At 42.7% G+C, this 3,244-nt stretch carries 4 protein-coding genes; 2 read left to right on the top strand and 2 right to left on the bottom strand.

Annotation, left to right across the window (positions count from 1 at the left end; genetic code table 11):
• On the top strand, window positions 1–972 hold a 972-nt coding region (locus AB4496_RS10315; RefSeq protein WP_372130917.1), incomplete at its 5' end, for a transglycosylase SLT domain-containing protein.
• Between the two features lie 172 nt (window positions 973–1,144).
• Window positions 1,145–1,441, top strand: coding sequence for a trp operon repressor (gene trpR, locus AB4496_RS10310; RefSeq protein ID WP_009848461.1), 297 nt, complete (start codon window positions 1,145–1,147; stop codon window positions 1,439–1,441).
• 117 nt (window positions 1,442–1,558) lie between these two features.
• Here trpR and yjjX read toward each other — a convergent pair whose 3' ends face one another.
• Window positions 1,559–2,080 (bottom strand): inosine/xanthosine triphosphatase, encoded by a 522-nt coding sequence (gene yjjX, locus AB4496_RS10305; protein WP_009848462.1) that lies wholly within the window; start codon window positions 2,078–2,080, stop codon window positions 1,559–1,561.
• A partial coding sequence (locus tag AB4496_RS10300) for a putative bifunctional diguanylate cyclase/phosphodiesterase (protein ID WP_372130915.1) occupies window positions 2,043–3,244 on the bottom strand: 1,202 nt, incomplete at its 5' end. The genes yjjX and AB4496_RS10300, both read right to left, overlap by 38 nt.

Genomic DNA, 3,244 nt, shown 5'->3' with positions numbered 1-3,244 from the left:
GCTATTCAACATGCCGATTGGACGGGTTTGAAAGAGTGGATTGCGCGCTTAGATGGTAAACATCAAGCTTCGCTTCGCTGGCAGTATTGGCAGGGTAGAGCTGAGATTGCGCTAGGCGATACTGCTGAAGGTAATAAGCGATTGTCAGACATTTTGGGTCAGCGTAATTTCTATAGTGTGGCTGCCGCTAAGCAATTAAATAAGCCTGTTAGCTATCCAACGTCGACCCTTAAATACAGTGCAGAAATGGTGAAACCATTCGACACTTCTTTGGTTCGCATAGGTGAGCTGATTGAGCGAGATAAAATAGCGGCTGCAAAGAGTGAGTGGCGCTGGTTATTAAGTCATGCAGATAAAGAGCAAAAAGCGATGCTTGCTGCTCATGCTGCGACACAGCGATGGAATCACTTTACGGTAACGGCGAGTATTTCTGCGAAGATGTGGGATAACATTGCGTTACGTTTCCCTGTCGCTCATAAGTGGTGGTTTAATTTCTATGCCGAGAAGCACGATCTCGATCCAATTACTTTGATGTCTTTAGCAAGACAAGAGAGTGCGATGGATTCAGAGGCTCGCTCTCCAGTTGGCGCGCGTGGCATCATGCAAATTATGCCAAAGACGGCGCAATACACGGCTAACAAACATAAGATTAAGTACCAGGGCAGCGATGATCTTTATGATGTAGGTAAGAATATTGAGATAGGTAGTCATTATTTAGATGGCCTACTCGCTCAATATGATGATAACCGCATCTTCGCATTTGCCGCGTATAATGCTGGCCCTAGTCGTGTGAAACAGTGGCGATCTCGCAGCGATGAAAAGCTCGATGCATTTGCTTTTATCGAGATGATCCCATTCAAAGAGACTCGTGGTTACGTTCAGAATATCTTGATGTTTGAGACTTACTATCGAGATATCCTGGGTGAGAAAGGGACGTTTTTAGCACCTCACGAGGCAAAAACGAAATACTAAGCTTTCTGTATTTTTCTCCAAGCTGAGTAATATTAAAGGCAGTGAGTGCGAACCATTTCCACTTACTGCCTTTTTACATTGGATCACATCAAGTGTTTCGGTATAAAGTGTTCGACGCTTTCAATCGTTAAGCGACTCTTTAAAGTCAGAATTTAAAAGTAAGTGTAGAGATATGGCATCACAACCTGAATATGAGAATTGGCAACAACTGATGGACTTGGTAAAGACGGCTGTCGAAAAAGATCAGCATGAACTATTGTTGACCATGATGATGACACCAGACGAGCGAGATGCTTTAGTTGCTCGAATTAACATCTTTTGTGAGTTGATGAAAGGTGAGATGTCTCAACGACAGGTTAGCCAAATGCTGGGAGTAGGCGTCGCGACGATAACCAGAGGCTCAAATGAGCTAAAGGCCAAATCTGAACAAGAGAAAGCCGTGATCGCCGACCTTTTGCTCAAACAATAACTGAGTCAAGCAACCTCTGAGTAGTGTGTCTATTAATTCGATAAAAACGCTAACTGAATGTTAGCGTTTTTTAATTCTGGTGATTGTTCTCTGAGGCTTTCGAAGTTTAGCGAAGATCTAGATAGGAAAGTGCTCTGGATTCACAAATGGGATCAGCGCTAAAATTAAAGCCTGATGATAGACAGAGCTGCGTGTTAGTTGGTTATGCGTTAGTAGGCCAATCGCACCGCCTTTTTGTTTGATATTATCGGTGCCAAACACTTCATCCATCACATCCCCTAGCTCGTTCGCATGTTCTAACTTTTCAAGTACTGCAGGTGGCAACATCAAACTTGCTGAACGCGATTCTCCACGTAGGCCATTTGCTTCGATCACCATCCATGCAAAGGTAACGTTTTTTTCTATTCCAGCTTCTAATCCCACATAAAAATCTGCATTAGGCTGAGCTTGGATCGTGTTGTAAACACGATTTACCGCACCTTGATAGGTTTCGTCGTTGCTCATGGGTTGATCGGCGACGCCACTAGGGACACTGATGCCTTTGAAATCAAATTCAGTATCAGGAAAAGCCGATAAGAATGCACTTTTAACGGCGCTAATTTTAGCTGGATTCAGCGATGCGATGATTACAGATTTCATGTGGTTGATTCTTTTTATTATCGATAAAATTGAGTTGATGCTGTCGGTACCATTCCGTCAGCTCTTCTAATGGCATTGGCTTACCAAAATAATAGCCTTGTAGCATATCGCACTGCGCATCTTGTAACCACTGATGCATGCATTGAGTTTCAATTCCTTCGGCTGTGACCTTTTTCCCTTGAGCATGGCATAGCCCGATAATGGGTTTCACTATGTTCTGGTTATCTGTCTCAATCAAGGTGTCCAAAAAGGTTTTATCCAATTTAATCTTCTGAGTTGGATATTGAACCAGTTGAGTGATCGAGGTGTAACCAGAACCAAAGTCGTCGATTGCTAATCTATAGCCCATGTATGATAACTGGTTAAGTAATGGGAACCCCTGAGAGTTTGAGTAAAAGGTTTCTGTGATTTCAAAATCGATCAAATTGGGCGGAATCTGATTGATTTTCGCATGCTCTTTGATGAAATCAGCAAGGTGAGTGGTTTTAATCCCGGCTGAAGATAAGTTAATCGATAGCTGAATAGAGTGATCGAATTGAGCTTGAAGTTGATGGAATGAAGCAAATGCATTCTGGATAACCCAGCGATCAATTATTTCAAATAATCCGGTTTGTTCGGCGATAGGAATGAATTCATCGGGTGGCACTAAACCAAGGTGTTTTGAGTGCCAACGTAATAGCACTTCTACACCAATAATATAACTTCCTGTTGAGTCCATATAAGGCATGTAAACGAGCTTAAACTCTTCATCAAAATTATTTTCTCTGAGGGCGCTCTCAATACTGGCTTGACGCTGAATGGTTTTATCTAAGTCTAACGAGTAATCTGCGAATTGGTTTTTACCTGCACGTTTGGCTTGATACATCGCGGTATCAGCATTCGAAAGAAGCTTCTCGATTGTATCGCCATCATTAGGGTGGGTCGCAATACCAATACTGACCGTAATCGGGAAATTACCTGACTCGGTGACAAACCCCTTTTGTAGTGGGGTGAGTAAATCATTCGAAAATCGATGTGCGATATTTTCTTGGTGATTTGGAGCATTAATGTATACAACGAACTCGTCCCCAGAAAGTCGGGCTGGCAGACAGTGGGCATTTAATTCTGTTTTGTAGTGGTTACAAATATTGGAGATACGCTGAGCAAAACTGACGAGAATCGAGT

This window comes from Vibrio sp. 10N.222.46.A1 (genome assembly GCF_041473595.1).
Classification (GTDB): domain Bacteria; phylum Pseudomonadota; class Gammaproteobacteria; order Enterobacterales; family Vibrionaceae; genus Vibrio; species Vibrio tasmaniensis_A.
This window is presented reverse-complemented; position numbering and strand designations above follow the sequence as displayed.